29 protein-coding genes are annotated in these 26296 nt (G+C 48.1%); 17 read left to right on the top strand and 12 right to left on the bottom strand.

Annotated elements, in window-relative coordinates; translation table 11 throughout:
• The first annotated feature begins 225 nt into the window (after positions 1-225).
• Both degQ and degS read left to right on the top strand, forming a co-directional pair.
• A complete protein-coding gene (degQ, locus tag DVO77_RS02980; protein ID WP_119977214.1) occupies positions 226-1578 on the top strand; it encodes a Do family serine endopeptidase DegQ in 1353 nt (450 codons plus the stop codon).
• 150 nt (positions 1579-1728) lie between these two features.
• Positions 1729-2799 (top strand): outer membrane-stress sensor serine endopeptidase DegS, encoded by a 1071-nt coding sequence (gene degS / locus DVO77_RS02975; protein WP_119977212.1) that lies wholly within the window; start codon positions 1729-1731, stop codon positions 2797-2799.
• Positions 2800-3034: 235 nt separating this feature from the next.
• On the opposite strand, the gene DVO77_RS18985 is transcribed toward degS, so the two are convergent.
• From DVO77_RS18985 to DVO77_RS02940, 8 genes are all read right to left on the bottom strand, one after another.
• Positions 3035-3199: a hypothetical protein gene (locus DVO77_RS18985; RefSeq protein WP_162599129.1), complete on the bottom strand. Its 165-nt coding sequence runs from the start codon at positions 3197-3199 to the stop codon at positions 3035-3037.
• A gap of 233 nt (positions 3200-3432) precedes the next feature.
• Positions 3433-4692, bottom strand: coding sequence for a UDP-N-acetylglucosamine 1-carboxyvinyltransferase (murA, locus tag DVO77_RS02970; RefSeq protein WP_119977211.1), 1260 nt, complete (start codon positions 4690-4692; stop codon positions 3433-3435).
• Positions 4693-4701: 9 nt separating this feature from the next.
• Entirely contained in the window at positions 4702-4959 is a 258-nt protein-coding gene (locus tag DVO77_RS02965) for a BolA family protein (protein WP_110455780.1), read from the bottom strand.
• Between the two features lie 13 nt (positions 4960-4972).
• Entirely contained in the window at positions 4973-5266 is a 294-nt protein-coding gene (locus DVO77_RS02960; RefSeq protein WP_119977210.1) for an STAS domain-containing protein, read from the bottom strand.
• The gene (locus tag DVO77_RS02955; protein WP_373317376.1) at positions 5266-5922 is read right to left on the bottom strand and encodes an MlaC/ttg2D family ABC transporter substrate-binding protein; all 657 of its coding nucleotides are present in this window, start codon (positions 5920-5922) and stop codon (positions 5266-5268) included. Before DVO77_RS02955 ends, DVO77_RS02960 begins: the two co-directional genes overlap by 1 nt.
• An 8-nt stretch (positions 5923-5930) precedes the next feature.
• Positions 5931-6404, bottom strand: a complete 474-nt coding sequence (gene mlaD / locus DVO77_RS02950; protein WP_110455777.1) for an outer membrane lipid asymmetry maintenance protein MlaD — start codon at positions 6402-6404, stop codon at positions 5931-5933.
• 71 nt (positions 6405-6475) lie between these two features.
• The gene (gene mlaE / locus DVO77_RS02945) at positions 6476-7261 is read right to left on the bottom strand and encodes a lipid asymmetry maintenance ABC transporter permease subunit MlaE (RefSeq protein WP_110455776.1); all 786 of its coding nucleotides are present in this window, start codon (positions 7259-7261) and stop codon (positions 6476-6478) included.
• The gene (locus DVO77_RS02940; protein ID WP_110455775.1) at positions 7248-8075 is read right to left on the bottom strand and encodes an ATP-binding cassette domain-containing protein; all 828 of its coding nucleotides are present in this window, start codon (positions 8073-8075) and stop codon (positions 7248-7250) included. The genes mlaE and DVO77_RS02940 overlap by 14 nt, the downstream gene beginning before the upstream one ends.
• A 166-nt stretch (positions 8076-8241) precedes the next feature.
• Between DVO77_RS02940 and DVO77_RS19105 the strand changes: the two genes are divergently transcribed.
• The 12 genes from DVO77_RS19105 to mgtE all read left to right on the top strand — a co-directional run bounded on the left by DVO77_RS19105 (position 8242) and on the right by mgtE (position 17548).
• On the top strand, positions 8242-9201 hold the full coding sequence (locus DVO77_RS19105) for a calcium/sodium antiporter (protein ID WP_204165081.1): 960 nt from the start codon (positions 8242-8244) through the stop codon (positions 9199-9201).
• A 42-nt stretch (positions 9202-9243) separates the two neighbouring features.
• On the top strand, positions 9244-10221 hold the full coding sequence (locus DVO77_RS19100; RefSeq protein WP_204165080.1) for a KpsF/GutQ family sugar-phosphate isomerase: 978 nt from the start codon (positions 9244-9246) through the stop codon (positions 10219-10221).
• Between the two features lies 1 nt (position 10222).
• Positions 10223-10774 (top strand): 3-deoxy-manno-octulosonate-8-phosphatase KdsC, encoded by a 552-nt coding sequence (gene kdsC / locus DVO77_RS02930; RefSeq protein ID WP_110455774.1) that lies wholly within the window; start codon positions 10223-10225, stop codon positions 10772-10774.
• Complete coding sequence (lptC, locus tag DVO77_RS02925; RefSeq protein ID WP_110455773.1) at positions 10771-11328, top strand: LPS export ABC transporter periplasmic protein LptC; 558 nt, start codon at positions 10771-10773, stop codon at positions 11326-11328. The genes kdsC and lptC overlap by 4 nt, the downstream gene beginning before the upstream one ends.
• Positions 11315-11851 (top strand): lipopolysaccharide transport periplasmic protein LptA, encoded by a 537-nt coding sequence (gene lptA, locus DVO77_RS02920; RefSeq protein ID WP_110455772.1) that lies wholly within the window; start codon positions 11315-11317, stop codon positions 11849-11851. The genes lptC and lptA overlap by 14 nt, the downstream gene beginning before the upstream one ends.
• Positions 11851-12582 carry an LPS export ABC transporter ATP-binding protein gene (gene lptB / locus DVO77_RS02915; protein ID WP_110455771.1) on the top strand — a complete coding sequence of 244 codons (732 nt, stop codon included), beginning with the start codon at positions 11851-11853 and terminating at the stop codon, positions 12580-12582. The genes lptA and lptB overlap by 1 nt, the downstream gene beginning before the upstream one ends.
• Before the next feature lie 130 nt (positions 12583-12712).
• Positions 12713-14197: an RNA polymerase factor sigma-54 gene (locus tag DVO77_RS02910; protein WP_119977203.1), complete on the top strand. Its 1485-nt coding sequence runs from the start codon at positions 12713-12715 to the stop codon at positions 14195-14197.
• Between the two features lie 30 nt (positions 14198-14227).
• Entirely contained in the window at positions 14228-14515 is a 288-nt protein-coding gene (gene hpf / locus DVO77_RS02905; RefSeq protein WP_110455769.1) for a ribosome hibernation promoting factor, read from the top strand.
• A 2-nt stretch (positions 14516-14517) separates the two neighbouring features.
• The gene (gene ptsN / locus DVO77_RS02900; protein WP_110455768.1) at positions 14518-14961 is read left to right on the top strand and encodes a PTS IIA-like nitrogen regulatory protein PtsN; all 444 of its coding nucleotides are present in this window, start codon (positions 14518-14520) and stop codon (positions 14959-14961) included.
• Positions 14958-15812, top strand: coding sequence for an RNase adapter RapZ (gene rapZ, locus DVO77_RS02895; protein WP_110455767.1), 855 nt, complete (start codon positions 14958-14960; stop codon positions 15810-15812). Before ptsN ends, rapZ begins: the two co-directional genes overlap by 4 nt.
• Complete coding sequence (locus tag DVO77_RS02890) at positions 15799-16074, top strand: HPr family phosphocarrier protein (protein WP_110455766.1); 276 nt, start codon at positions 15799-15801, stop codon at positions 16072-16074. Before rapZ ends, DVO77_RS02890 begins: the two co-directional genes overlap by 14 nt.
• A gap of 106 nt (positions 16075-16180) precedes the next feature.
• On the top strand, positions 16181-17548 hold the full coding sequence (mgtE, locus tag DVO77_RS02885) for a magnesium transporter (RefSeq protein WP_110455765.1): 1368 nt from the start codon (positions 16181-16183) through the stop codon (positions 17546-17548).
• Positions 17549-17622: 74 nt separating this feature from the next.
• Here the strand turns inward: mgtE and DVO77_RS02880 are convergent, their stop codons facing one another.
• Entirely contained in the window at positions 17623-19161 is a 1539-nt protein-coding gene (locus DVO77_RS02880; RefSeq protein WP_119977202.1) for an FG-GAP repeat domain-containing protein, read from the bottom strand.
• A 362-nt stretch (positions 19162-19523) separates the two neighbouring features.
• Between DVO77_RS02880 and rarD the strand changes: the two genes are divergently transcribed.
• Positions 19524-20435, top strand: a complete 912-nt coding sequence (rarD, locus tag DVO77_RS02875) for an EamA family transporter RarD (protein ID WP_119977201.1) — start codon at positions 19524-19526, stop codon at positions 20433-20435.
• On the opposite strand, the gene DVO77_RS02870 is transcribed toward rarD, so the two are convergent.
• Positions 20403-21005: a lipase family alpha/beta hydrolase gene (locus DVO77_RS02870; RefSeq protein WP_110455762.1), complete on the bottom strand. Its 603-nt coding sequence runs from the start codon at positions 21003-21005 to the stop codon at positions 20403-20405. The two genes, rarD and DVO77_RS02870, sit on opposite strands and share 33 nt — an antisense overlap.
• A 117-nt stretch (positions 21006-21122) precedes the next feature.
• Here DVO77_RS02870 and DVO77_RS02865 point away from each other — a divergent pair, with 117 nt between their 5' ends.
• Positions 21123-22130, top strand: a complete 1008-nt coding sequence (locus DVO77_RS02865) for a class I SAM-dependent rRNA methyltransferase (protein ID WP_119977200.1) — start codon at positions 21123-21125, stop codon at positions 22128-22130.
• Between the two features lie 209 nt (positions 22131-22339).
• On the opposite strand, the gene DVO77_RS02860 is transcribed toward DVO77_RS02865, so the two are convergent.
• Positions 22340-22570, bottom strand: a complete 231-nt coding sequence (locus DVO77_RS02860) for a hypothetical protein (protein WP_162599122.1) — start codon at positions 22568-22570, stop codon at positions 22340-22342.
• Here DVO77_RS02860 and DVO77_RS02855 point away from each other — a divergent pair.
• Positions 22518-23687 carry an MFS transporter gene (locus DVO77_RS02855; RefSeq protein WP_119977199.1) on the top strand — a complete coding sequence of 390 codons (1170 nt, stop codon included), beginning with the start codon at positions 22518-22520 and terminating at the stop codon, positions 23685-23687. The genes DVO77_RS02860 and DVO77_RS02855 overlap by 53 nt on opposite strands.
• A gap of 148 nt (positions 23688-23835) precedes the next feature.
• Here the strand turns inward: DVO77_RS02855 and DVO77_RS02850 are convergent, their stop codons facing one another.
• Positions 23836-26238 carry a zinc-dependent metalloprotease gene (locus DVO77_RS02850; RefSeq protein WP_119977198.1) on the bottom strand — a complete coding sequence of 801 codons (2403 nt, stop codon included), beginning with the start codon at positions 26236-26238 and terminating at the stop codon, positions 23836-23838.
• Between the last annotated feature and the right edge of the window lie 58 nt (positions 26239-26296).

Below are 26296 nucleotides of genomic sequence, written 5' to 3'. Positions count from 1 at the left end.
AAACAGTGCCATGAAATACTCGCCACAAATGCAATACAACCATTAGCAAGGTGCTAAATGAATGGCAAAAAAATTAACCTTTGTTAATCAAGCTGAACTTTGCGTAATCGAGTACAGTCGGAGTGAGTAGCAGATTTAAGATTAATGACTTGATATGAGATAAATCAACCTTATATCTATGATTATCATAAGTCCATTATCCCAACTATTGGAGTCATGACATAAATGAAAACAAAATTATCACTACTATCAGCAGCGTTATTAGGTGCTAGCCTCATGGTGATGCCTGTCGTCTCTCAGGCAGCGATTCCATTAGCCGTGGGTGGTCAAGAGCTCCCAAGCCTAGCCCCTATGTTAGAAAAAACCACCCCTGCGGTGGTAGCCGTGGCGGTATCGGGAACCCACGTATCTAAGCAACGACTACCCGATGCGTTTCGTTATTTCTTTGGCCCTAATGCCCCACGTGAACAAGTACAAGAACGCCCATTTAAAGGCTTAGGCTCTGGGGTCATTATCGATGCTGACAAAGGTTATATCGTCACCAATAATCACGTAATCGATGGCGCAGACGAGATCTTAATCGGCCTACATGACGGCCGTGAAATTGAAGCTAAATTAATTGGGGCGGATGCCGAATCCGATATAGCCCTATTACAGATAAAAGCGAAAAACTTGGTGGCATTAAAGCGTGCCGACTCTGATGAACTTAGAGTAGGTGACTTTGCCGTAGCCATTGGTAATCCCTTTGGTCTTGGGCAAACCGTCACTTCAGGTATTGTCAGTGCCATGGGTCGCTCTGGACTGGGTATTGAGATGCTAGAAAACTTCATTCAAACCGATGCGGCTATTAACAGCGGTAATTCGGGTGGAGCCCTAGTCAACCTTAATGGCGAACTTATCGGTATCAATACTGCGATTGTGGCTCCTGGCGGCGGTAACGTAGGTATTGGCTTTGCGATTCCAGCCAACATGGTCAACAATCTCGTTGAGCAGATCATCGAGCATGGCGAAGTACGCCGTGGAGTACTTGGTGTCAGTGGACGCGATCTCGATAAAGCCCTAGCCGAAGGTTTTGGCTTAGAAACCCAACATGGTGGTTTCGTTAATGAGGTGATGCCAGATAGCGCCGCCGATAAAGCGGGTATTAAGGCTGGGGATATTATCATCAGCGTTAACGATAAACCCATTAAGTCATTCCAAGAGTTACGCGCCAAAGTCGCCACCATGGGAGCGGGCGCCAAAGTGAAATTAGGGCTTATCCGTGATGGCGATAAAGAAACCGTAACCGCTATCCTAGGTGAGGCTAATCAATCAAGTGAAACCGCAGCAGGAGCCGTACACCCTATGCTAGCCGGTGCAACACTTGAAAATGTGAAGAGAGGTGTTGAAATAACCGAAATAGCCCAGGGCTCTCCTGCGGCAGCCAGTGGCTTGCTCAAAGGCGATATTATTGTCGGTATAAATCGTACCCGAATAGATGATCTTAAAGCCCTTAAGGCTGAGCTCAAAGATGTTAGTGGTGTAGTCGCATTAAAGATATTGCGTGACGGCAATAGCCTCTACCTCGTATTACGCTAAACACGCCCCCAATGAAGGAGGTGATAATCCCACTATCGCCTCCTTTGTTTTTTACTGGGATTATATTGCGGCAATAACCTGACATAGCTAATAGTGCGCTATAAATAAACATGTTAATCTTACTCAACTTTTCTCCTACTTCATCCAATAATGACTCTTAAAGACACTGCGATATATATTGGCAAAGCTGTATTTTTTGGGCTGATCATGGCTGGCGTCTTTTTGATCCTTACCCCCCTGCTGACTGGACAAGATTCGAATGGCAATCTGTTTCAATCGCGCGGCAAACAAGGTATTGAGCTGTCATTTTCACACGCTGTTCGTCGGGCAGCTCCCGCTGTCGTGAATATCTACAGCCTGAGCATAGACCAAAATCAACCATTAAATTCTGGAGCGCTACAAGGGCTGGGCTCAGGCGTTATCATGAGTAAAGCGGGCTACATACTAACCAATTACCATGTGATTAAAAAAGCCGATGAAATCGTGGTCGCTTTGCAAGATGGTCGCAAGTTTACCTCTGAAGTGGTGGGCTCTGATCCTGTAACCGACTTGGCAGTCTTAAAAATAGAAGGTGATAGTCTACCGATCGTCCCTATTAACCTAGAAATACCCGCACAGGTGGGTGATGTGGTATTAGCCATTGGTAACCCATACAATTTAGGCCAAACCATTACACAAGGGATCATCAGTGCGACGGGGCGCAATGGCCTCAGCTCGCGTTACCTCGACTTTCTACAAACCGATGCAGCCATCAATGCAGGTAACTCTGGCGGGGCGCTTATCGACACCAGCGGTCAACTGATTGGCATTAATACCGCCGCATTTCAGGTGGGTGGTGAAGGTGGTGGACATGGGATTAACTTCGCGATCCCCATAAAATTAGCCCACAGCATTATGGGTAAGTTGATAAAAGATGGTCGCGTCATCCGTGGTGCATTAGGTATTACAGGCGAACCTATCAACCCCGTGATGGCACAAATTCTTAATCTGCCCGATCTGACAGGGGTATTGATAACCGATATTGATCGTCAAGGCCCTGCCGCATTTGCCAAGCTCAGACCCAGTGATGTGATAACCAAGTTTAACGACGAAGTGGTGCCAGGCGTTGAGATGCTGATGGACAGAATTGCAGAAACCCCACCGGGGACCAAAGTCACTATGACCATCATACGTAACGGCCAATACTTCGATGTACCCGTGACAATAGGTGAAAGCATTTAGATAAATGTGTTTAGGTGAAAGCCTTGCCTAATTGCGGTGTCATCAAGCCTAAGTTGATGGCTAACAGTCAGTGAGTACGTAAGACTCATTAAGGTCAGCAGTTGCTGACCTTAACTATGCTAGTGGTCACAGTCCCCCTAACGTCTTAAATAAAACCCGCTCAACTAACAACCTAGATTCAAGTAAAATTGCAGGCCTAGCTTAATGGGTTGCCATCGCCCTATTAATCTGAGTACTACTTCTTTTGTTCGCGATAAAATAGGTACAGCCAAAAGCTACATTCGAGCAGCACACCAGCGACGATAAAGAGCAATGCACCTAAATGAAGGCCTATGACATAACAGCCCAATGCCGCTAGCAGTAACACAATTAATATCATTATCCTTTTGCCGTGTGTCATATACTCTCCTTAGTATGATGAATCCGTCATATTAGCCTAGCATTATCAACCCTCATTTTAAGTCATTGTTATTGATAGAGTAGTGACAAAAAGTGAAGTGACATATCCACCTTAGCCTACTATGACACACTCTGTATAGCATTGACTTTGACAGCAAAATAGGACACTCGATAGCAAAAAGCCACCTAACTACCGGTGGCTTTAATACTCATGCAAACGAATCGCTAGGGGGATTAACTCACTCTCACCACTTCACCACCGAGCCCTTTAAACTTATCTTCGATATGCTCATAGCCTCTGTCGAGATGATAAATACGATCGACCGTAGTGATGCCATCGGCAACTAAACCCGCAATGACCAAGCTGGCAGAGGCGCGTAGATCTGTCGCCATCACCTGAGCGCCATTAAGCTTTTCAATACCTTGAATAATACAGGTATTGCCTTCAAGCTCCATCGTCGCCCCCATACGGATAAGTTCAGGAACATGCATGAAGCGATTTTCAAAAATCGTTTCTGTAATGGTCGCGGTACCATCGGCTAAGGCGTTAAGCACGCAAAATTGCGCCTGCATATCGGTAGGGAAACCAGGATAAGGCATGGTCTTGATATTCACCGCCTTAGGGCGTTTACCTTGCATATCGAGTTCAATCCAATCATCACCTGTACTGATATGCGCGCCGGCATCTTCAAGTTTGGCGAGCACGGCTTCTAGGGTTGACGGATCGGCAGCACTGCAGCGGATCTTACCGCGCGTTACCGCTGCCGCAACCAAGAAACTGCCCGTTTCGATACGATCAGGCATGACACGATAGTGACAACCATTTAATTGTTCGACGCCTTGAATACGAATAGTGTCGGTACCTGCGCCACGAATATTCGCGCCCATAGCGATTAAACAGTTGGCAAGATCGATCACTTCTGGCTCACGTGCGGCGTTCTCAATCACAGTCTCACCATCGGCAAGTGCGGCGGCCATCAATAAGTTTTCGGTGGCACCAACGCTGATCATATCCATAAAGATATGTGCGCCTTTTAAGCGGCCATCGACACGTGCCTTGATGTACCCCTCTTTCACCTCAATTTTAGCGCCCATCTGCTCTAAACCATGCAGATGCAAGTTAACTGGGCGCGCGCCAATAGCGCAACCGCCAGGCAATGACACATCGGCAGTGCCATAACGTGCCAATAATGGGCCTAAAATTAAGATCGAAGCCCGCATGGTTTTCACTAATTCATAGGGCGCACAAAACTCATTAAGATGAATAGTAGAGATGGTGATTTCGCCACTGTCGTCCCGCTTAACATCAGCCCCTAAGCAACGTAATAGTTCGCAGCTGGTATTAACGTCTCTGAGATTGGGCACATTGCTGACGACAAAATCTGTCTGGGCTAAGACACCCGCCATCAAAATGGGCAGCGCGGCATTTTTGGCTCCAGAAATAACAACTTCACCGGCCAATGCACCACTGGCCTGAATTTTTAGTTTATCCACAATGACTCTCTACGCTGGCATGTTGAAGATTTTTTCACGCTTCCATTGCGTTGGAGTAAATGCATTTATCGTGATGGCGTGCAATGCACCGCTAGTCACTTGTTCCATCAAGGGGGCATAAATCATCTGCTGCTGTTTCACTCGGCTAGCGCCATCGAAACACTCACCTACGGCAACAATTTTATAATGGGTGCCATCTTGAGTCACGTGTACTTCTTCTAGAGATAGCGCTTCTGTCAGAAGCTGCTCAATCGCTTTACATTCCATGAACGGGTAACCTTTAATTGGCTTCTTCGACGAAGAAGTCTTGTAAATCATATAAATCAATCAATTTTTGTAATTGCAGCGGTGCCTGGCTCAAGGTTAATGAACCACCGCCTTGACGCTGTTGTGCCATCAATTGCAGCAGCAATGCCACCCCCGCCGTATCGGCATAGGTGATACCAGATAGATTGAGCTGCGATACCTCTGAAGTGAGTAACTGCTCAACCTCAGGCCAATGCGCGATCACCGCTTGCTGTGACAACTCGCCGCACACCAAGCAAGTGCTGCCTTCGTTGTTAAACATCAGCATTACAGCTTAGTCTCCAATTTGCCTAAGCTAATGTGGTTACTGGTGTGCGTCAGTAACTCTTCAATCACCGAATCAATACCATTTTGGCGGATCAAGTTAGAGATTTCAGCACTCTTTGAAGAGAGTAAACTCACCCCTTCAGCGACAAGATCAAACGCCTTCCAGCTATCGTCTTTAAGGCGACGTACTCTAAACTGCAGCTTAATAGGCGGACGACCTTGCTCGATAATCTGTACATTGACGTCGACCATTTTTTCATCGGCAAAACTTCTTGCCGGCGCAAATTCCACTTTCTGGTTCGTATACTCAGTAAATGCTTGAGCATAGGTGGCGATTAAGTAGGTCTTAAAAGCCTCGGCAAAACGATCACGTTGATCTGGCGTGCTCTGACGTAAATAGGAGCCCATCACCTTGTAAGCAGCATATTTATAATCGACATAAGGCATCAACTCATCCGAGACTATCACCTTAAGGTGGTCAGGATTGGCCTTAATTATGTCAATATCCTGATGAAAACGGGCAAAAGTCTTATTGGCTACCGATTCCACCATGGCATAGGGATTTTGGGTATTCACCTCTGGGTCGGCAGCATAGCTGACAGAGCTAACTAAATACGCCATGCAGGCAAAAATGACTTTGCATAACTGTTCCATAATGATCCCTATTAATTGTCTTTCGATTTAACACTATATAAAAACTGGCCGATCAGATCTTCGAGCACTAACGCGGAATGGGTATCGTCGATATAGTCGCCCTCTTGCAGCATGCCAATATCGTCCATCACGAATCCGGGGGTCAGCCCTAAAAACTGTTCACCTAATAAGCCTGACGTTAAAATAGACAGGCTACTGGTTTCAGGAAACTGCTCATACTGCTTATCCATCGCCAATTCAACCACGGCCACCAGTTCAGTTGGATCTAAGCTGATTTGAGTCACACGTCCAACTACAACACCACCGACTTTAACTGGTGAGCGCACTTTAAGACCACCAATATTGGTGAATTTGGCATATAGGGTGTAATGGCTTTGCCCTGGTTTAACTTCGATGTTAGCCACATTAAACACCAACACTAAAAACGCCATCAAACCAGACAAAATAAACACGCCCACTAATAGTTCAATTTTCCGAGTCAACATACTCTCATACCACTCAATTCTATACGTACCGCGATGTGCGGTACATTAGTTCATCCATAAACAAACAATAATTAACTGCCAAACATCATTGCAGTTAACAGAAAATCTAACGCTAATACCGCTAGGCTCGATTGCACCACGGTCTGGGTGGTCGCTCGGCTGATCCCCTCAGGATTTGGGATCACATTATAGCCTCGATACAAGGCTATCCAAGTCACGACGACAGCAAATACTAGGCTTTTAATTACGCAGTTAACGATATCTTGGCGCCACTCGACCGATGCCTGCAAAATAGACCAGAAGCTGCCGCTATCGATCCCTTTCCACTCCACTCCGACGATATGACCACCGTAAATCCCCACGGCGGTAAACATTAATGCCAGTAACGGTAGGCTTATCACCCCAGCCCAAAAACGAGGAGCGATGATCTGCCGCAGCGGATCGATGGCCATCATCTCTAGGCTCGACAACTGCTCGGTGCTCTTCATTAAGCCAATCTCAGCCGTCAAAGCTGAGCCAGCTCGCCCAGCAAACAGCAATGCGGTGACGACGGGACCAAGCTCCCTGAGTAAACTCAGCGCCACCATAGGCCCTAGGCTATCTTCGGTGCCAAACCCCACCAAGATATTATAGCCCTGCAGCGCAAGCACCATACCGATAAACAAGCCAGAGACCAAGATGATCACCATAGATTGCACACCGATAACGTACAACTGTTTGATTAGCAGCGGGATACCTTTACGCGGCTTAGGCACTCTCGCAATCGCCCCCCACAACATCAATCCTGCGCTGCCAAGCCCAGTCACGCTGGCTATCGCACTACGGCCGATACCAGCAATGTGATCAGTTAAGCTCACCTAACATCTCCTTTTGGTAATCTGGAGCAGGAAAATGAAATGGCACTGGGCCATCAGGCTCCCCACCAATAAACTGCTTCAACTTTGGATTATCGGCCAGCCTTAACTCTTCAGGCGTACCATGAGCAATAATGCGCTTGTCGGCCAACACATAGACATAATCGGCAATCCCCAGCACCTCTTGCACATCGTGAGATACCACGACAGAGGTCAAGTTAAGTGCATCGCTTAACTCCCTGATAAGCTTGACTAATACTCCCATAGAAATTGGATCTTGGCCCGCAAATGGCTCATCATATAAAATCAGTTCAGGCTCTAAAGCGATGGCTCTAGCCAATGCCGCACGTCGCTGCATACCACCAGATAACTCACTGGGCATCATCTTCGCCGCGCCGCGCAGGCCTACGGCCTCTAATTTCATCAACACAATGCGTTTGATGATAGCCTCGGGTAAGCCTGAGTGCTCACGCAAGGCAAATGCGACATTGTCGAATACATTCATGTCGGTAAACAGTGCACCACTTTGAAATAGCATACTCATACGTTTACGCAGCTCAAACAGCTCACTGCGACTGCATTGATGCACATCGATACCATCGACTTTAATATTGCCGCGATCGGGCTGTAATTGACCACCGATTAACTTAAGCAGGGTGGTTTTCCCTATCCCACTAGGACCCATAATAGCGGTGACTTTGCCTTTCGGGATCGACAGGCTAACATCTTCGTAAATCACATGAGAACCGCGACTAAAAGCGAGATGTTCAATCTCGACTAGCGGCGTGGCGTCATCATCTGCTCGTTCATTGATCATTGTAAGACCTATATGTTCCATGATAAATCGGCACAAAAAGAGACAAATTGTACGTAATTGACCTATTGTGCACAACTGAATCGACACTATCTTGCCGCAATACTTTCAATTTTGTTCAAATCCAGCGAAAATGCGCAGCAGACACTCAAACAAAAATGAACTTTTAATGCTTTTTAATATTTTCTTACTGCTCGCTGGATTAGCCACTCTAGTATGGAGTGCTGATAAATTCGTTTATGGTGCCGGGGCCTTTGCCCGCAATTTAGGCCTCCCCCCCATGTTAATTGGTTTAACGATTGTTGCCATGGGCAGCTCGGCGCCAGAAATGTTTGTCGCCGCGACAGCATCAATGGAAGGCATGACCGATACCGCCATTGGTAATGTATTAGGCTCAAACATCGCCAACATCAGTTTGATTCTCGGACTCACCGCCCTACTGGGTGCCATCACCGTTAGCTCGCAAACTTTAAAGCGTGAAATTCCTATGATGCTGGCCGCCACTGTGATAGCAGGGTATTTCCTGCATGACGGACAACTGACGCGCATTGAGGGTGCGGGCCTAATGCTGCTGTTTTTAGCCTTAATGGGCTACCTGATTTGGCATGCTATTAATAACAAAGAAGCCGATGTGTTAGCCGATGAGTCTGATAGTGAAATCCCCAAAGATGTCCCGACAATCAAAGCCATACTCTGGTTAGTCGTCGGCATTATTTTACTGCCGTTATCGGCCGATTGGATGGTCAATGGCGCCGTGGGTATCGCTAAAGCGTACCACTTATCGGACCTGGTGATTGGTCTCACCATTATCGCCGTCGGTACCAGTCTGCCAGAATTAGCCGCCTGTGTGGCCGGGGTACTGAAAAAAGAAGATGATTTAGCCATAGGCAACATCGTCGGCTCGAATCTATTTAATATTTTAGCAGTACTCGCGCTGCCTGCATTGATCGCCCCTGGTGCTGTCGATGCCGCAGCCAGCACTCGAGACTTTTATATGGTATTGGCGACCAGCAGTGCCTTAGCCATACTGATCCTATTAACGGGTAAGTCGCGTCAGCTCAAACCTTGGCACGGCGGAGTGTTGTTAATGAGCTTTATCGCTTATCAGGTACTGGTTTTTCAATCCTAATGACAGGTCTGGCCCAAACTGATTTTTAATAGAGAGAACAAGATGGTAGATGCAGATCAACTACGCCAATGGGGGCGCAATGTTATCGATATCGAGCGTAATGCCCTCGATAATCTATATCAATATGTCGATTCAAGCGAATTTGCTAAAGCATGCCAGTTAATTCTGAAGTGCACCGGCAAAGTGATCGTGATGGGCATGGGCAAATCAGGCCATATCGGCAACAAGATTTCTGCCACATTAGCCAGTACTGGCACCCCTGCCTTCTTTGTGCATCCCGGCGAAGCCAGCCACGGCGATCTCGGCGTTCTGAGTGAAAATGATATTGTTCTTGCCATTTCCAACTCGGGGGAAGCCAGTGAAATTTTAACCCTAATGCCGGTAATAAAACGCATGGGGCTGCCAGTGATTGCGGTAACAGGCAAACCCGACTCCAATATGGCAAAACATGCTATGGTACACCTGTGCATCGAAGTGCCAGAAGAAGCTTGTCCACTTGGGCTAGCGCCGACCTCCAGCACCACAGCGACCTTGGTGATGGGCGATGCACTTGCTGTGGCACTGTTGCAGGCTAGAGGCTTTACTAAAGATGATTTTGCACTATCGCACCCTGGTGGCAGCTTAGGGCGTAAATTGCTGCTAAAAGTCAGCGATGTGATGCACCAAGGCGATGAGCTGCCCATAGTGCCCCAACACATCTGCATTACCGACGCATTATATGAGATCTCTAAGAAAGGTCTCGGCATGACCGCAGTAATCGATGACAATGCTGTATTGGTTGGTATCTTTACCGATGGCGATCTGCGCCGCGTGATCGATGCTGAAGTCGACCTCAGAACCACCGCCATCAGCGAAGTCATGACCCAAGGCTGCGTTACCGTTACCGACGGTATTTTAGCTGCTGAGGCGCTTAACATAATGGAAGAAAAGCAGATTAATGGCTTAATTGTGACTAACCTTCAACAGCAACCCATTGGCGCACTCAACATGCTCGATATGGTTAAAGCAGGAGTGATTTAAAATGGCGCATCAAGGTTTTTACGGCCCTATCACTGACTCAGTCTGGCAAAAGGCTAAACAGATTAAACTGCTAATTTGTGACGTTGACGGCGTGTTTTCTGACGGGCTAGTTTACATGAGCAACTCTGGCGACGAGCTGAAAACCTTCCACACTCGTGATGGCTATGGCGTTCGCTCGCTACTGACTAGCGATATTCCTGTGGCCATTATTACCGGACGCAAATCGAAAATTGTCGAAGACCGTATGACAGCCCTTGGCATTAGCCACATTTATCAAGGTGTCGACAACAAGCTCATTCCCTATCAAGAGTTATTAGCTCGCTACCAAGTCAGCCCACAACAGGTGGCTTATATTGGCGATGACATGGTCGACCTCCCCGTGATGCAACAAGTCGGTTTGTCGGTGTGTGTCGCCGATGGTCACCCTTATGTTAAACAGCATGCCGATATGGTCACTCATATTAAAGGCGGCCACGGCGCGCTACGTGAATTAACCGACCTGATTTTGCTGAGCCAAGATAAGTTTGACTCGGCCCACGGTATGAGCATATGAACAGAGTCACCCTGGCGATTATCGCGTTTTTTGGTACCGCTTTAATACTCTATTGGCAGGTACAGTCCAAGCACGGCTCACAAGCATTGCTGCTCGACGCGTCCGATCGTCCAGATTATGTGATTAACAACATCAATAGTGTGCAATACGACGAGCAAGGTAAGCTTAATAGCCGCGTCTCGGCTAGCCATATGGAACACTATGCCGAGCGTAATATCACCTATTTTACCCAGCCCATCTATCTGGTCTATCCCGATAACGGCGATGCACAGTGGCGGTTACGCTCGGCTAGGGGTACATTAGACAAAGACAGTGGCAGAGTCATCTTAGAAAATAATGTCATTATTGACGCCATTAGCCCTGAAGAGCCCATCCAAACCATAGAAACTAACTATATGGAGTTGGATCTCAACACCATGATCATGACATCCGATCGAACCATTCGGATCACCGGTAACGATTTTTTAATTACTGGCAAAGGCTTATATGCCGATCTCAATGCACAAAAAGTACGACTGACGAGCCAGGTAGAAGGAACATATGAAACTAAATAATCTTATTCTTGCAGGCCTGTTAACCATGGTGAGCTTGCAGAGTGCGGCGAATGAAACTGACCTGCTGCAAGAGGTTAAGATTTCAGCCGCGAGCCAAGAAGCTGATATTAAAAATAATCAGATTATCTTTAATGGCCCAGTTGAGGTAACTCAGGGCTCGATTAAAATTTTGGCGGATGAATTACGTGCGTTTACCAAAGAAAATAGTAGTGGCAAAATCTTAGTGGCCACAGGTAAGCCAGCAACCTACACACAGGTGATGGAAAACGGCCGCCCTGCGTCAGCCAGCGCCAATGAGATCCGCTACGAACTGTCGACTCGCACCTTAACCCTTATCGGCAATGCCACCCTCGAACAAGAAGGTAGCCAAGTCACGGGTAATCAAATTCGCTACAACATAGAACAGCAACAGTTGATAGCTGAAAGCACAGGTAGCGATCGCGTGATCACCATCATTCAGCCTGAAAATTACCAAGACAACAGCAACAGTCAGCCCCAAGAACAGCCCAAGCAGGAACAGTAATGACAGAGATGACGCTAAAAGCGGTTAATTTAGCCAAAAGCTATAAGAGCCGCGCCGTGGTACAAGATGTCAGCTTAACCGTGCGTACAGGGCAGATTGTCGGCTTATTGGGCCCTAATGGCGCCGGTAAAACCACGACCTTTTACATGGTTGTTGGTCTGGTGCAGAGTGACAAGGGGCGCATTTTTATTGATGATGATGATCTCACCCTAGATCCTATGCATCTGCGCGCTCGCAAAGGAATTGGCTATCTACCGCAAGAAGCCAGTATTTTCCGTAAATTATCGGTGCGCGATAATATTATGGCGGTATTACAAACCCGGCGCGAGCTCAATAACGATGCGCGCGAAGAGGAGTTGGAGCATCTGCTAGAAGAGTTTCATATCACCCACATCCGCGATAGTCAGGGGATGGCACTGTCAGGGGGTGAACGTCGACGCGTCGAAATCGCCCGAGCATTAGCCGCCAACCCTAAGTTTATTTTGCTCGACGAACCCTTCGCTGGGGTCGATCCCATTTCAGTTATCGACATCAAAAAAATTATTGAGCAGTTGAAAAACCGTGGCCTTGGGGTATTGATCACCGACCACAACGTACGGGAAACATTGGATGTGTGTGAGAAAGCCTATATTGTCAGCCACGGCAACTTGATTGCCGAAGGAACACCCGCAGAGATCTTAGATAACCAACAAGTTCGAGCGGTGTACTTAGGGGAACAATTCAAGCTATAGTTAACGTTATTAGCGCTCAAGGTAAAGGCGAAACCGCTTTTACCTTAGTAAGTAGATCATTCGCCTTAGCGGTTTAATACCGGAGGCAGCTTTCTCACTTTAGAATTAGAAACAAGGGAATAGCAGTACGATGAAAGCGTCACTTCAGCTCAAAATGGGTCAGCATTTAACCATGACGCCCCAGTTGCAACAAGCTATCCGCTTGTTACAACTGTCGTCATTGGAGCTGCAGCAAGAGATCCAGCAAGCACTAGAGTCTAACCCTCTACTCGAGTTAGACGAGGAGCAAGAAGGCGCCAATATCGACTCAGAACAAGAGCGTAATGACAACTTCGACACCGATTACAATGAGCAACGGCAAGTCGACTCTAGTGAAGACAATTCGAGCTTAGAAACCTCCGATGCGCTCAACCAAGACTCTATGCCCGATGAGCTGCCCGTCGACACTACATGGGATGAGGTCTACACCGCATCACCTAACTCCAGCTCTGGTGCGATGCGCGACGATGACATGCCATTTCAAGGGGAAACCAGCGAAGGCCTGTATGAGCACCTCGAATGGCAAAAAAACCTCACCCCCTTCTCTGACAACGACCTCGCTATCGCCACCGCCATCATTGACGCCATAGACGAGCGAGGTTACTTGACGCAGACTTGCGACGATATTCTTGAAGCCATGGGCGATCCTGAAATCGAGCTCGATGAAATTAAAGCGGTATTAAAGCGGATACAACATTTCGATCCTATCGGGATCGCTGCCAGAGACCTCAGCGAATGCCTGATGATCCAACTGGCCCAATACAGCTCCGACACCCCGCATATCGACAATGCCAGACTCTTGATCCGTGATTACTTAGATCTGATTGCCGGGCGAGATTTTCGCCTATTGATGCGTAAGACCAAACTGAAAGAAGATGAACTACGCGAGGCCATAGCGCTGATTCAAACTCTTAATCCACGCCCAGGGCTAGCCATTACCGCCAGTCGTGATGAATACGTGATCCCCGATGTCACAGTTAGCAAGAAAAAAGGTCGCTGGGTAGTCGAGCTTAATCCCGATAGTATGCCTAAGATTAATGTAAACCAACATTATGCCTCAATGGCACGCAGCACCAAAAACCAAGCCGATGGCCAGTTTATTCGTGGTCACCTGCAAGAAGCTAAATGGTTTCTAAAAAGTTTAGAGAGCCGCAACGATACCTTACTCAAGGTCACCAACTGCATTGTCGATTTCCAGCAAGGGTTTTTCGAGTTTGGTGAAGAAGCGATGAAACCTATGGTGCTTAATGATATTGCCGAGGCGGTCGAAATGCATGAATCGACCATCTCGCGGGTCACCACCCAAAAGTATATGCACACGCCAAGAGGGATTTTTGAGCTAAAATACTTTTTCTCCAGCCATGTTGGGACCGACGATGGTGGCGAATGCTCTTCTACTGCGATCCGCGCTTTTATTAAGAAGCTAGTCGCCGCAGAAAATCAAAAGAAACCCTTAAGTGACAGTAAAATGGCACAACTGTTAGCCGAGCAAGGTATTCAAGTCGCTAGACGCACGATAGCAAAATATCGTGAGGCGATGTTTATACCGCCGTCAAATCAACGTAAAAGCTTATAATCAACAACTGGAAACCGGAGGAATCACTTTATGCAAATAAATCTGACTGGGCACCACATTGAGATCACCCAATCTCTGCGCAACTATGTTGAAGAAAAGTTTACAAAGCTTGAACGGCATTTCGATCAGATCAATAATGTCCACGTGATATTAAATGTCGAAAAATTGATGCAAAAAGTTGAAGCAAAGTTACATCTTAGTGGTGGAGAAATATTTGCAACATCAGAGCACGCGGATATGTATGCCGCGATAGATTCCCTGATCGATAAATTAGATCGTCAGGTCATTAAACATAAAGAGAAGCTAACAAAACATTAACGATGGAACTTAGTACCATCCTGCGGCCGGAGTGCACAACCTGCGCCACTCCGGGCAGTAAGAAAAAGGTACTGGAACTTATCAGCGACTTGGCCGCTGTCCAGTACCCCACCCTTTCCTCTCAAGAGATTTTTGAAAGCCTTTTGGCGAGAGAGAAAATGGGCAGCACAGGTATAGGCAATGGTATCGCGATCCCTCACGGACGGCTGACGAATATTGAGAAACCCGTCGCCGTATTGATTAAATGTGCGGAGCCAATTGCATTCGATGCAATTGATAATCAGCCGGTCGATATCCTCTTTGCATTACTGGTTCCCGCAGAGCAATGCGAGCAACACCTTAGCACTCTCGCCGCGATGGCAGAGAAATTAAGTGATAAAGCTATCATCAAACAGCTAAGAAAAACCCACGACGAAGCAGAACTGTATCAGGTGATCACCCAATGAAATTGGTAATGGTATCTGGGCGCTCAGGCTCAGGAAAATCGGTAGTCCTTAGGGTACTGGAAGATCTGGGCTATTACTGTGTCGACAATCTGCCACTGCAGATGATGGACTCGCTGCTCAGTCAGCTTAAAGGTAGAAATGAACTTGTTGCGATTAGCGTCGATGTGCGCAACATGCCCAGCGAAGATATCCAGCTTGAAAAGCAGCTAGCGAATCTTCCTAAAGATACCGAATTACTGAGTTTCTTTCTAAACTCTTCTGACGATGTATTGCTCAAACGCTACAGTGAAACCCGTAGGTTGCATCCACTATCACGCTCAAAAGTCTCCCTTAAAGAGGCGATACAGCTTGAAGGCAAAATACTCGAGCCTATCTCCAAGATGGTCGATCACTACATAGATACTTCGACGCTTAACATCTATGATTTAAGCGATAAAGTACGCGAGATCTTACTGGGCACCGTGGACAAGGAGTTAGTGATTAATTTTGAGTCGTTTGGTTTTAAATATGGCATGCCAAGTGAAGCTGACTTTATGTTTGACGTGCGTTTTCTGCCCAACCCTCACTGGGAATCAGAGTTACGCCCGCTGACAGGTCTCGACCAACCAGTACAACAGTTTTTAAGCCAACAGCCGCTAGTGAACAAGTTTATTTGGCAGATAGAGAATCTGCTCGAAACTTGGCTACCGCACCTTGAGCGCAATAACCGTAGCTACTTAACTATCGCCATTGGGTGTACTGGTGGTCAACATCGTTCCGTGTATGTGACCGATCAACTGGCCAAACTGTTTAATAAAGGTAAGCATAAGGTCCAGGCGCGCCACAGAGAACTGCAGCATGAGCAAGCTTGAGCGTCAACTAACCATCTGCAACAAACTGGGACTGCATGCGCGTGCCGCTACCAAACTGGCGGTATTAGCCGCTCAGTTTGATGCCCAGGTCACCTTAATTCAGGGGGATAAGCAAGCCTCTGCCGCCAGTGTGTTGGGGCTATTAATGTTAGAAACCGGCTTTGGTAAAACCATTACCGTCACCAGTGAAGGCCAAGATGCGCAAGCGGCACTCGATGCCATTAGCGCACTGATTGACGCAAAATTCGAAGAAGCCGTATAATCGCCCCGCCTCGAGCCTAAACGGCTCATATCATTCTATAATTATCCCGAGTTCAGGTTACTTAGCCAATAACCTATGTTGTCGCGCTATTTTTCAAGGGGAAGCCATGCCGATCGAAGTGTTAGATAATGAAACTACAGATCAACGTTTACAGCAGCTAACGCAAGCCCTAAGCAGTGGCATGTTTGTCCATGTACGCAGTATGCTGCACGACATGGCGGCCTCAGATATCGCCTTTATTTTAGAGTCTTCTCCACCGCGTGCGCGACAAGTATTATGGCAACTTATCGATCAAGCCCATACGGGTGAGATTCTCGATGAACTCAGTGAAGAGCTCAAAGATCAATTTATTAGCCAGATGAGTCCTGAGCGCGTAGCTAAAGCCGCCGAAAATATGGATACCGACGATCTGGCCTACATACTGCGCAGCCTGCCTGACAGCGTATTTAATCAAGTACTGCAGTCGATGCGCAGCCAAGATAGGGCGCGAGTCGAACAGGCACTGTCATACCCAGAAGACACCGCCGGCAGCCTGATGAACACAGATACGGTCACCCTAAGGCCAGATGTGAATGTCGACGTGATCCTACGTTACCTACGTATTCGTGGTGAACTCCCCGAAGCCACCGACACCCTATATGTGGTCGACAAACACGACAGTCTACTCGGTGGCGTAGCGATCGCCGATCTACTCACCTGCGATCCGAATGCATCGGTGCGCGACATCATGAACCAAGATCTTGAAGGGATCCCCGTGGGTATGCACGACAGTGAAGTCGCGCAGCTATTTGAACGCCATGACTGGGTATCGGCACCTGTGGTCGATGAAAAAACCAATAAACTGCTTGGGCGGATCACCATAGATGACGTTGTCGATGTGATCCGTGAAGATGCTGAACACTCTATGATGGGGATGGCCGGGATGGATGATGAGACCGACACCTTCGGCCCGGTCCTTAAGAGTACCTTTCGGCGCTCACTCTGGCTGACGATTAATCTATTTGCCGCACTGTTGGCTGCGTCGGTTAGCAATATGTTTGAAGGCACAATCGAACAATTTGCCACCATTGCGGTATTAATGACCATAGTGCCCAGCATGGGCGGAGTGGCTGGTAACCAAACCTTAGCGCTGGTGATCCGTGGTATCGCGTTAGGACAGATAGGTCAAAGTAACTCACGTTGGTTAGTTGGCAAGGAGTTAGCCATCGGTTTTCTTAATGGTCTACTCTGGTCCATTTTGGTGTTTGCTGCCGTGTGGCTATGGAAAGGCGATGTCGCCCTAGGCGCCTTAATTGGCGGTGCCATGTTGATCAACATGACGGTTGCGGGGTTTGCCGGCGCCACTATCCCGCTACTGCTTAAAAAGTTTAATGTCGACCCCGCACTGGCGGGTGGCATGGTACTGACCACCGTCACCGACGTGATCGGCTTATTTGCATTTTTAGGCTTAGCCACACTCTACTTGTTGCATTAGCTTGTTAGGCACCGCTCGTTGTATCGTGGCTTAAGCGGTGCCATTTAGCTTCTTCACCGAAAGTTCAACCATGGCTACTGCGCCATGATAACCATAAACTGCTGCTGCAATGCCTGACGGTCTTCACGGCCATATTTAATAATAAGCTCATCTTTACCGTCATGATTGAGATCACTCACGGTGAGCATTTCACCATCACGGGGTAGCTGTAGCTTGAGTGTTTCATCGTTACGATTAAACAGGCTGTCACTCGGCTCCCCTAAATGCACTGTGAGCGCCTGCTCGCCACCAGAGAGCAAGAGATCTTGATAACCATCGCCGTCGATATCAGCAAAAGTCACCACAGGTTGCCCCGTTTGTCCCGAGGTTAAACTAAAGCTTAGCTCCACCTCTTTGGTGATATTGGGTTTACTGGCAAAGCGGCTACTGGCGTCACTTTTAAATAAGTGTACATCTTGGTCAATACTCCCCGACACCAGCGCGCCGATGATCTGCGACACACCAATATCGAAACCCGATACCAGCACTTCATCGACCTTATCATTATCGATATCCACCAGCTCAAAACCCGTTAAGGTGCCCTCGGCGCGGATCACGCTGCTAGGCACCTTGGCAAACTGCAGCTTGTCTTTAGTTTTACCGCCTAAGTAAATTTCATAATCGTTAACCCGATCCAGCACTCCCGAACTCTTGGTATAGCGCACCACCATATCTGCCACGCCATCATGGTTAATATCGCCCAAATGCTCGACCTTTCGATAGACTAAATTACTTTGATCCAGCGCCTCACCATAAGCATCACGTTTATTCCACCAATCTTGACCGCTGATAGCCAAGCTCACGGGGAGGTAGTTGGCCAACACAGTAAACAGGCCATCATCTAACTGGTAATACACTTCAAATTCGCCTTCAGCCACCTTAACAATATCATCACGACCATCGAGATTAAGATCGGCAAAATAGAGGCGAGCCTCGGTATACTTAGCGCCATTGGCATACAGTAGCATCTGCGGCTGAATGGGTAATATTTGGGTGATGTAGCGATTATCGGCCTGCTGTATCAATAGTGTACTCTGATTAAAACTACTGATAATAAAGTCATCCAACCCATCACGATTAAGATCGCGCACAAAGCGCCCGCGGGAGATAAAATCGATCCGAGAGGTCAATATCAATGGCTCTACCGTCATTAACGGCGCAAATTCAACTTGGTTACCGTGCAACTTTAATGTCCATAATCGGTCACTAGAGAGAAAATACAGTGCTTGTAGGGCATCGCTGTTTTCTAGGTTATCCGCCGAGATATCGAACGCAAACAACGCATTGGGCAGAGGCTGTTTTACCCGCTGACGATATTGCTTCACTTCAGTATCAAACGCGTACACCCCCAGCCAGCGTTGATGTTTATCATCGACACCGATAGCCACTAACTCTTTACCAGAGTCTGGCAATAAGTTGACCGATATGATGGGATGAGTGATGCGAAAGCCCGCATCTATATGGTGCGAATACAATGATAGTCGGCTGTTGATCGATGCGCCCTGCGCTGTAGACAGAGCAAGCAGCAATATCATGGCAAGTGACCATCGCAAACCGATTTGGGCTATGTTCATGTAAAACTCGCTCCTTTAATTGCCTAATATCAACTTAGCTAATCTACCGACTCACGGGCAAAAGAAAAGCAAAGTTAACTACTTGTTACAAACTAAATGCCCTGCTTCCTTTCGCTAGGCACATTCCTAATAGCCTGATAAGTTGCATTAGGTATTTAAATTTGGCGTTAATCACTTAATTTTAAAAGAGAGAATATCGCTCTTGTACGTATTTGCACCTTAGTCTTAAACCGTGACTGGCTATCGTGACACAATCAAAAAGTGACTCAGATCACGGTTAATGTATAGCACCAATGCGAGAATCCGCCGCGTTAATGCTAGCCACTTTTTCACCACAAATAAGCTCAACACGTCGGAATATTATGCACAGCTCAACTCGCAGCACATTTGAAGGCAACGCCTTGGCGCTCGTCTCTTTTTTACTTTGGGGACTATTACCGCTTTACTATCAATACCTGCCTAATGCCGATATCAATGAGATGCTGGCCATCAGGCTACTCTTCTCGGTGCCCTTTATGGCATTCGTGTTTATCATGCTGCGCCGGCCTCTACCATCAATGCGCCAGTTAATGGCTCATAAGCGTTCGCTTGCCTTGTGTGGTCTTGCGTCGTTAATAATGTGTATCTCTTGGTACAGTTTTACTTGGGCCATCACCCATGGTCAGGTGCTCGCGGCCAGTTTAGGCTTTTTTATTAATCCGCTTTTCGCCATCGCCTTGGGCGTACTGTGTCTCGGCGATAAACTGTCACAAGCACAAAAATGGGCGGTAATCTTGGGGATTGCAGGCATCAGTTACATGGTATTTCACTATGGTGAGCTACCTTGGCTGGCATTATTGATGGGCGGTTTCTTTGCTCTTTACGGCCTGTGTAAAAAATTTATTCACTTTGACTCGCTCACCTCAGTCACTATCGAAGCGGCGCTATTGGCGCCCATTGCGACAATCTACTTAATTTGGCTGATATTTACCGATCAAAGCAGTGCCTTATCAGGCTCAACCACCCAGCTACTACTTTATATTGGTTCGGCGCCAGTCACTCTGCTGCCGCTTATCTTCTTTGCGCTCGCGATTCGAGCCACCAGCCTGTCGATGATTGGCTTAATGCAATATATCGAGCCAACCATACACTTTCTGTTAGCCGTACTGGTCTTTAATGAACATTTTGATCAGGTGAAGGCGGTGAGCTTTGCCCTGATCTGGAGCGGATTAATCCTTTGTTCACTAGAGGCTTTGCCGACATTAGGTCGCCGTTTGTCCACCTTTAGAAAGTAAAGCTAGCATGGCTATAATCTCATCGACCACCCGTTGGCTAAAGATCATCGATAGGTGCAATGGCACCTTAAAGACCTTATTTATCGCCAGCGGCCAGTGAGAACTTCGGCTCGGCACTATGGTCAGATCCAGCGGCGTACGATAGGAGAAGAGCGGCATATTGGCAATGGGTTGCTGCACTTCGTCGAGCAGCTTTAGCAACTCGCTATTAGGCCGCAACTGCCGCATCCCTTTAGAGGGATAAGGTAGAAAAGCCAAGTAGCTGCCTTGATGTGGTGATGAGATAGAAAATAACGCCTCGGTTCGCGCCGCGCCGCCAAGTATCTGCAGATAATAGCGGGCGACAATACCGCCCATACTAAAGCCCACCAGCACGATGTTATCGTCGGTGCCAAAACGCTGCTCAATGGCTTGTTTCAGTTGCTGCGCGGCGTGCTCAATGCCGTGACGGCCATCAAAGGGCGCCAGTGTAGGCGCAAAACACTCATGTCCTTGCGCCGTTAACTTATTGCGCATCCAAGCCATCACATGGCCCGTGTTAAAAATGCCATGAATTAACACCACCTTCATTACTACCTCCTACGTCATAGCCTTGCCTTGACGATAAGATTATCGCCCGCTTATTCGCGATATTTGCTATCATTGCCGCTTTGCTCAAGCATATCATCGAATACGGATCTCCAAGCTATGTCAATCAACGATTTGTTAGCCAAGGCGCTACACCAACGAGCGCAGTTGATTGCTGACGCAAAAATCAATAATACCAATTGCTTTCGGGTATTTCATGGCACAGTCGAGGGCATTAATGGCCTCAATATCGACCGCTACGGCAATGCTTGGTTAATCCAAACGTTTCATCAAACCTTAAGCGATGATGAACTCAATCAGATCCGCGCCGCCTTAAGCCAAATTGACCCGCTTGTGGTGATCTATAACGACCGATCCAACAAAAACTCGCGGATTCTCAACCCGCTTGACGACACATTAGAAGCCTTTGCCAATACCGAACAACAGATGCAGGAAAACGGTATCCATTTCACCAGCAAGCTGCGTCACGAAGGACAAGATCCGCTCTTGTTTCTCGATATGCGCGCCGGCCGTGAATATGTACAAGCCAATAGCCAAGATAAAACCGTGTTAAACCTGTTTTCTTATACTTGCGGTATTGGTACTGCGGCCGCCGTTGGCGGCGCCAGCCGTGTAATGAATGTGGATTTCTCCTCGTTTGCCTTGGCCGCTGGACGTAAAAATGCCCAGCTCAATGGCGTTGAAGCGGTATGTGAGTTTGTACAAAGTGATGCCTTTCCGGCCATGCGTCAGCTCGCGGGGATGCCAGTGGGGGGACGACGCAATCAGAAGTTGCCTAACTACCCTAAATTACCTCAAACACAATTTGATTTAGTGTTTCTCGACCCGCCAAGGTTTGCCAAGAGCCCCTTTGGCACTGTGGATCTGATTAACGATTATCAAAGCCTGTTTAAACCCGCCATGCTGGCCACTAAAAGTGGTGGCACCATAGTGTGCTGTAATAATGTCGCTAAAGTCGACCGTCACACTTGGTTCGACGCCCTAAGCCGCTGCGTCGAAAAACAGGGACGTAAGATCAGCCACGCCACTTGGTTAGCTTGCCACAGTGACTTCCCCTCTTTTGATGGCAACCACCCACTAAAAATGGTGGCGCTGCAAATAGCATAAATCAACCTTTCCCTTAGCGGCTGGTTACCACAACAAGCCGCTTAAACCCTCACTTTAAACCTTTTGCTACCAACATCCACATCAAAACGAGTTTATCAACACTCTTTATCACCATCTACGGCGATATACCGCAAGCAAACCACTAAAAACAAGCATTAATAAATTAACAATAAAACATCATTAGATAGCAAAGCGTTTGACCTTCACGCTCAATAAACCTGCTCTAAATAGCAATTTGAAGTTAAATTTTCATCATTGATAAAAATTAACTTTACTTCGTCATCGAAGCGCCCTACATTCGCCGCCAAATTAAACAGTAACAAATAACCACCAACAAGCATATTGGCATTCAAGTGGCTATTTATCACATTAAACTCGGAGGTTCTAATGGTAGAATGCGCTGCTAGCTGCAAATCGAACAATCCTGCAGCACCTGTCATTGGGCTGTCTTTTTTTGCTATAGCCTCGGGTTTTTTAATGAGCCTAATTCCACTGTCGCTAACGGCATTTGAACTGGATGTCGCTCTAGCCCCTTGGTTAGCCAGTGTGTTCTATCTCGGCCTGCTCATTGGCGCGACGAGTATCGAGCGCGTGGTGGCCAAAATTGGCCATCGCTTGGCTTTTATCCTGTTTCTGGGATTATTGATCGCCAGTGTTATGACCCAGCTGTTGATCCCTAGCGCCGAGTTTTGGTTGGCGGCACGCTTTATTGCCGGTATCGCAGTCGCAGGCGTATTTGTGGTGGTCGAGTCATGGTTATTAATGGCCAGCACGCCTAAGGCGCGAGCCAAACGCCTTGGCATATATATGACCTCGTTATATGGCGGTAGTGCCGTGGGACAATTAGCCATAGATCCACTCGGAACGACAGGTGCAGCGCCGTACCTGTTTGTTATCGCCTTGCTGTTTTTGGCTATTTTAGCGCCCTTGTTAATTACCTCTGGGCAGCCTGAGAGCCAACATCAGCAAAAGCTGCCATTAAAAGAGATAAAATCCTTGAGTCGTCCGGCCATGCTGGGCTGCTTAGCATCAGGCCTATTACTGGGCCCCATTTATGGCTTGATGCCTATGTATATTGCCAACCAACCTGAGCAGGCTGAACATACTGGCACCTTGATGGCCAGCATCATTTTAGGCGGTATGCTAGTACAGCCGTTGGTGAGCTATTTGTCGACGCGGATCGGTAAGAGCCTGTTGATGGCGATGTTTTGCCTTATCGGCGCGGCGGCTGTGCTCGGGATAGTACAAGCAAGCAGCTTTGTGCCTTTGGTGATAAGTTACTTGGTGTTAGGCGCATGCAGCTTCGCGCTCTACCCAATTGCGATCACCTTAGCGTGCGATCTGTTACCTATGGCGAAAATCGTGTCGGCCACCGAAGTGATGTTACTGAGCTACAGTGTCGGCTCTGTGTTAGGCCCAGTATTGGCGGCAAACTTGTCTGATGCGACCGATGGTGTGGTGTTTTACTTGGGTGGCTGTTTAATTACCACCTGTATTTATATGCTCATCAAAAGCATGGAAAACATTCGCACTGGTGACACCCCAATCGCCGGATAAGCCACAATTAGCGGCTCGCCATCTACCCTAGATGATACAAGGAGATGGCGAGACCGTCAGCGCTTTTTCTCAGGTTCGATAGCGTAAGGAATTATTGCGCCAGCAGGGAAAAAGCTTAGCTGTGCAATCCTCTCCTCGTAAGAGCCCCTTAAATGGGTGAGCCTGGCGGCAAGCTCAGCGGCTGCTTAATTAACCTCACCTTGGCATCTAACAACCCTTGCTCAACCCCTTGCCTGAGCCATTCAAAATGCGCGGCTTCAAAATCGCTGCTGCGTTTCACCTTACGGCTTAACTGCTTGAGTGCATATTGCAAACGGTCATTGAGTAAGGCCTGCACTTCGGGTGACGTCTGTTCATTATGGTAACTGGCTATTAGCTCATCAAAGACCACCGCATTGACGCGCATCCATACACCAAGATCGGCACCCGATGGGCTATCGCTATAGGCGGTCACGCCCAGTAATCGGTCGACCAAATTAATCACTGATAGCTGTTCTTTATCGGCCAAATAGGCCTGACTGACGCGATTAAGCCGCCAAGGCGACAACAAGGCTTGGGCCACATGGCGGCTCAGTACCTCGGCCATACCAATCGGATCAATCACTACCCCATTCGCCCCTTGGAAACTCTCGCGCGTGGCGCGGTAATTGCCCGACTTAGGCACAAGCTGCTCTATCACCTCGGGCGGCACGCGCAATGCGTCCATGCTTAGGGTCTGTAACAGACTGTCTAAGGCTTCTTGTTGCAATGCGGGGGCTAAATAATGCCAGCTTTGACCCAGCTCAGAAGCCCCATAGTGATAATCTGTGCCACCAATAAACTTCGCTGCGGCGGTAATTTGATAACGAGTTAATAGGTAGATGGGCACAAAAGCATCCCGTAGCTCACCAAAGGGCTGCCCAGCTAACAAGGCCTGATGAGAAAATTGCTCAATCGCCTTGCTACGCACCGCAGCAAGACGGTTAAGCTCGGCCACGGGATCGTTACCATTGTCCCATAAGCTGGCATAGGCATTGCTGGCGTTTTGACCGCGTGAATCCGCTTCACCAATATAACGCAGCCCTTGGCGCTCGACCTCGCTCATCAGCGCCGCCAACTTACTGGCCTGATTGGGCTCACTATACTGGCCATAACCATAGGCGATGGCGTACCTGTCCCACGGCCCTATTCCCTCACCGTAGGGCTGACTAATCTCAATGTTATCGCCATTGAGGGTGATCTTTGGATGGGGATAATCCATAACCGAGGCATTGTCGTTAGTCGATGCGGCAAAGTTATGGTCAAGCCCCAAGGTGTGGCCCACTTCATGAGCCGCTAACTGACGAATACGGGCTAATGACAGCGCCATACTGGCTTCTTCTGCGCTAGCCCTATCAGGCCAACCGGCGGTGAGTCCGCGGGCAATCAGGTGATCTTGCCGTACTCGCTGGCTTCCCAGTGTGACATGCCCTTTGATAATCTCACCGGTACGCGGATCAGTAATGGCGCTGCCGTACGACCAACCACGCGTGGCACGGTGCACCCATTGGATCACGTTGTAGCGTATATCTTGCGGATCGGCATCTTCTGGTAACAGCTCAACCTTAAAGCCATCAATAAAGCCCGCCTCGGTAAAGGCATCTTGCCACCAACGCGCCCCATCGAGTAACGCCGAGCGAATAGGCTCTGGCACACCAGGGTCGAGATAATAGGTGATGGGTTTAACCACTTCCGATGGGGCATCACCGGGGATCTTTTTCTCTAGGCGGTGGCGTAACAGATGACGCTTGACGATATCCCTATCGACCTCGGCCGCATAGTCGAGATAAGCATCTGACAAATAACCGCTCATCGGATGATAGGCTCGTGGGCGATAGTCGTTGTCTGGTAAGGCAACAAACGAGTAACGCAAACGAATAGACAGGTGGTGCGCATCGGGTGTCACCTTTGCCACTTGGCTGCCCGCCTTGGCGCCTGTAAAGGTGAGTAACACATCGACATCGCTATTTTGCTCAAATGACTTTACCCCTTGGGGTAACACCAATGATTTGTCAGTGTCGAGGCGATAATCCCCCTGCTGCGTCTCTTTAAGGGTGCTGCTAATGCCGTGCAGATCGCTTAACAGTAGCGCGTTTATCGCCACCAAAGGACGCTTACCAGGTACTACTTTGCCGCGCCACAGCACCGACTCGGCAAAGGCTTCGTTAACCGCGCGCACCTCCGCTTGAGCCTCGGTCTCGGCGCGGTAATCAGTGTTAAGCTGCTTTAAAATTAAATAGGGGCCATGTCGCTCAAACTGCACCATACGGGTGGCGCCCAGTTGGCCGCGATCTAGCCCTATGTCATTGGATCCTACACCATGGGGCAGGCTGGTAATGAGTAAAAAGGGCTGACGGAGTCGGTTGGCTTCGAGATAGAGTTCGCCAGAATCTTGCTCATAATAGAAATTAATAAAGCCATTAGCCGCCTGACTCTGTTTGATCAAGTTGGCGCTATTATCCGTTGCAGCCATGACGTTGACCGCCGGACTTAGGGCCAATACCACGGCCAGCGCTAATGTTGAGGGCTTCATTTTATCTCCTATTGTTGGCGTGCTGGCAAAGCACGCATATCCATTATGGGTTATCCGC

It is taken from the genome of Shewanella algidipiscicola (assembly GCF_003605125.1).
Taxonomy (GTDB): Bacteria; Pseudomonadota; Gammaproteobacteria; order Enterobacterales; family Shewanellaceae; genus Shewanella; species Shewanella algidipiscicola.
The sequence above is the reverse complement of the archived record's forward strand: the minus strand, read 5'-3'. Positions and strand labels throughout refer to the sequence as shown.

Coding starts and splice junctions, on each gene's coding strand:
- degQ (WP_119977214.1), top strand. CDS start 226: ATGAAAACAAAATTATCACTACTATCAGCAGCGTTATTAGGTGCTAGC.
- DVO77_RS02940 (WP_110455775.1), bottom strand. CDS start 8,075: ATGATCAATGAACGAGCAGATGATGACGCCACGCCGCTAGTCGAGATT.
- DVO77_RS02910 (WP_119977203.1), top strand. CDS start 12,713: ATGAAAGCGTCACTTCAGCTCAAAATGGGTCAGCATTTAACCATGACG.
- degS (WP_119977212.1), top strand. CDS start 1,729: ATGACTCTTAAAGACACTGCGATATATATTGGCAAAGCTGTATTTTTT.
- DVO77_RS02880 (WP_119977202.1), bottom strand. CDS start 19,161: ATGAACATAGCCCAAATCGGTTTGCGATGGTCACTTGCCATGATATTG.
- DVO77_RS02855 (WP_119977199.1), top strand. CDS start 22,518: ATGGTAGAATGCGCTGCTAGCTGCAAATCGAACAATCCTGCAGCACCT.
- DVO77_RS02860 (WP_162599122.1), bottom strand. CDS start 22,570: ATGACAGGTGCTGCAGGATTGTTCGATTTGCAGCTAGCAGCGCATTCT.
- DVO77_RS02865 (WP_119977200.1), top strand. CDS start 21,123: ATGTCAATCAACGATTTGTTAGCCAAGGCGCTACACCAACGAGCGCAG.
- mgtE (WP_110455765.1), top strand. CDS start 16,181: ATGCCGATCGAAGTGTTAGATAATGAAACTACAGATCAACGTTTACAG.
- lptA (WP_110455772.1), top strand. CDS start 11,315: ATGAAACTAAATAATCTTATTCTTGCAGGCCTGTTAACCATGGTGAGC.
- lptC (WP_110455773.1), top strand. CDS start 10,771: ATGAACAGAGTCACCCTGGCGATTATCGCGTTTTTTGGTACCGCTTTA.
- lptB (WP_110455771.1), top strand. CDS start 11,851: ATGACAGAGATGACGCTAAAAGCGGTTAATTTAGCCAAAAGCTATAAG.
- mlaD (WP_110455777.1), bottom strand. CDS start 6,404: ATGTTGACTCGGAAAATTGAACTATTAGTGGGCGTGTTTATTTTGTCT.
- DVO77_RS19105 (WP_204165081.1), top strand. CDS start 8,242: ATGCTTTTTAATATTTTCTTACTGCTCGCTGGATTAGCCACTCTAGTA.
- DVO77_RS02850 (WP_119977198.1), bottom strand. CDS start 26,238: ATGAAGCCCTCAACATTAGCGCTGGCCGTGGTATTGGCCCTAAGTCCG.
- DVO77_RS02890 (WP_110455766.1), top strand. CDS start 15,799: ATGAGCAAGCTTGAGCGTCAACTAACCATCTGCAACAAACTGGGACTG.
- DVO77_RS02965 (WP_110455780.1), bottom strand. CDS start 4,959: ATGGAATGTAAAGCGATTGAGCAGCTTCTGACAGAAGCGCTATCTCTA.
- DVO77_RS19100 (WP_204165080.1), top strand. CDS start 9,244: ATGGTAGATGCAGATCAACTACGCCAATGGGGGCGCAATGTTATCGAT.
- rarD (WP_119977201.1), top strand. CDS start 19,524: ATGCACAGCTCAACTCGCAGCACATTTGAAGGCAACGCCTTGGCGCTC.
- ptsN (WP_110455768.1), top strand. CDS start 14,518: ATGGAACTTAGTACCATCCTGCGGCCGGAGTGCACAACCTGCGCCACT.
- kdsC (WP_110455774.1), top strand. CDS start 10,223: ATGGCGCATCAAGGTTTTTACGGCCCTATCACTGACTCAGTCTGGCAA.
- DVO77_RS02870 (WP_110455762.1), bottom strand. CDS start 21,005: ATGAAGGTGGTGTTAATTCATGGCATTTTTAACACGGGCCATGTGATG.
- hpf (WP_110455769.1), top strand. CDS start 14,228: ATGCAAATAAATCTGACTGGGCACCACATTGAGATCACCCAATCTCTG.
- DVO77_RS18985 (WP_162599129.1), bottom strand. CDS start 3,199: ATGACACACGGCAAAAGGATAATGATATTAATTGTGTTACTGCTAGCG.
- rapZ (WP_110455767.1), top strand. CDS start 14,958: ATGAAATTGGTAATGGTATCTGGGCGCTCAGGCTCAGGAAAATCGGTA.
- DVO77_RS02960 (WP_119977210.1), bottom strand. CDS start 5,266: ATGCTGATGTTTAACAACGAAGGCAGCACTTGCTTGGTGTGCGGCGAG.